This is a genomic window from Oscillibacter sp. CAG:155 (assembly GCA_000436875.1).
GTDB lineage: Bacteria > Bacillota > Clostridia > Oscillospirales > Oscillospiraceae > Oscillibacter.
This window is the reverse complement of the sequence record FR890838.1, coordinates 1-1,656: the sequence shown is the minus strand read 5'-3', so window position 1 is coordinate 1,656 and position 1,656 is coordinate 1. Positions and strand designations below refer to the sequence as shown.

Here is a 1,656-nt window from a genome sequence, read left to right as displayed (position 1 = left end):
TTCTGTCTGACAACTCCTGATCCATCCCCTGTCATGATTCCCAAGGATGAGATGTTTCTTCCCCCGCAGCCGCCGCAGGTATTCCTCCGGCGGCTTTTGGCTGCGGTAGATCAGGTCGCCGAGGATATAGACAGTATCCTTCCCTGTGACCTTGTGGTTCCAGTTTTCGATGAGAGTTTCGTCCATCTCCTCGATACTGGAAAAGGGCCGATTGCAAAGGCGTATGCAGTTTTCGTGACCGAGATGCAGGTCAGAGGTAAAGAAGATCATGGGGTTTCACCCTCCTTCTTCATCCTGGGAACTGGGATTGGCTGCCATCGGCAGTATTTTGCAAGTTCATCCTGACGCTCCCGAGGCAGGTTCATAAAATCGACAATGCTCTCTCCCGGAAACCTGTCGTGGCAGTAGGCGGGAAAGACTCCCTCCGGCACGATGCCGATGGACTCCGCTCCGGTCAGGCGGGCCTTCAGTTCCTCTGTGTTTCGGATGCATACGGGAACGCCTGCCCGATAAAGCGCCAGGAAGAAACGGACCGCCTCAATCGTCCGGGTCTCCGCAAGACCGGCCACCACCAGATAGTAGCCATGCGCATCTTGGTGTACGATGCAATCGATGTGGGTGCTGTTGCCGCCCCGGCATACCTCCCAGGGGTGACCGGTGCGGGGACGCTCCTTCAGCCACCGTGCAAAAGCTTCGGGGGAATCTCCGTCCAGCTTGGACAGTCCCTCGTCCCGCCCATCGGCGTGGAGAGCGTACTGCTCTTTTTCCGATTTCTCCGTTCCAGTGTATCCCATGGCCCGATAGCCCAGGGCACAGAAGTGATAGAATTCGTTTGCGGTCACGGATGGGAGCCGCTTGTTATTTTCCAAAGGATACCCAACCGCCGAGGTGAGAAACTCCTCCACCTCCTGCTGGGAGAAGTCCTGGAAGAACTCCTCCTTCCACTGTGGGAATACCCTCCACAGATCCCGGCGCAGGATGGTTCCGGTTCGATGCCAGATGGGCAGCTCCCGCTCCACCAGTTCCTGATAAGAACCGGTTTCCACCATCTGAACGGTGTCCCGTACCGCACCCTCCAGCCAGGCGGTGAATGGGGCGATGTCATAGGGGAAGGCGCGCTCTTTGCGGCTGTCCACCTCCAGCACATGCCGATGCCCCAAGAATATTGCCCGATACCCGATCTTCTGATCCTCGCCGGCGGCAAAGTGGAACCACGCTGCCTCCTCCGGGAACTCGGAATGCCACCAGGTTTCAAACTCCTCAAAGCTCTCCACCTGGCCGTCCGCCCGCAGCTCCTCAAAGCTGCCGAAGTCTTCAATGGTACCTCGCTCCGCACGGAGCCACAGTTCCCAGCTTGTGTTCTCCGGGCCTGGCTCCAGCCGGTGGAGAAGGCGGAAGATCCGGTCGATGGCCGCATAGGATGTCTCGTCATAGGTGAAGGAGCAGTTGATGTTTCGGTATTCCACCCGACCCAGCCAGTTGATGTAGTGCTTGATCTCCGGCGCTTTCATGTTTCCACCTCCTCAGTATCCGTATCCCCATCCTCCGTTTCCTCAAACTGGAGCCGGAAGAGGGCAGTGTGCTCTCCCACAAGAGCGGGGTATTTGTAATAGACATGGCGGCAGAGGGTTTTGTACAGTTCGAGGAGCCTCGGAT

General features: G+C 57.6%; 2 protein-coding genes. Both read right to left on the bottom strand.

All coding sequences use genetic code 11. From position 1 onward, the window contains the following. A partial coding sequence (locus tag QZL67_RS01075) for a metallophosphoesterase (protein WP_292919614.1) occupies nucleotides 1–270 on the bottom strand: 270 nt, incomplete at its 3' end. Beyond that, nucleotides 267–1,511, bottom strand: a complete 1,245-nt coding sequence (locus QZL67_RS01070; RefSeq protein WP_022288938.1) for a hypothetical protein — start codon at nucleotides 1,509–1,511, stop codon at nucleotides 267–269. The genes QZL67_RS01070 and QZL67_RS01075, both read right to left, overlap by 4 nt. Between the last annotated feature and the right edge of the window lie 145 nt (nucleotides 1,512–1,656).

Excerpts from the sequence above, each read along its gene's own strand:
- QZL67_RS01070 (WP_022288938.1), bottom strand. The coding sequence starts at position 1,511 with ATGAAAGCGCCGGAGATCAAGCACTACATCAACTGGCTGGGTCGGGTG.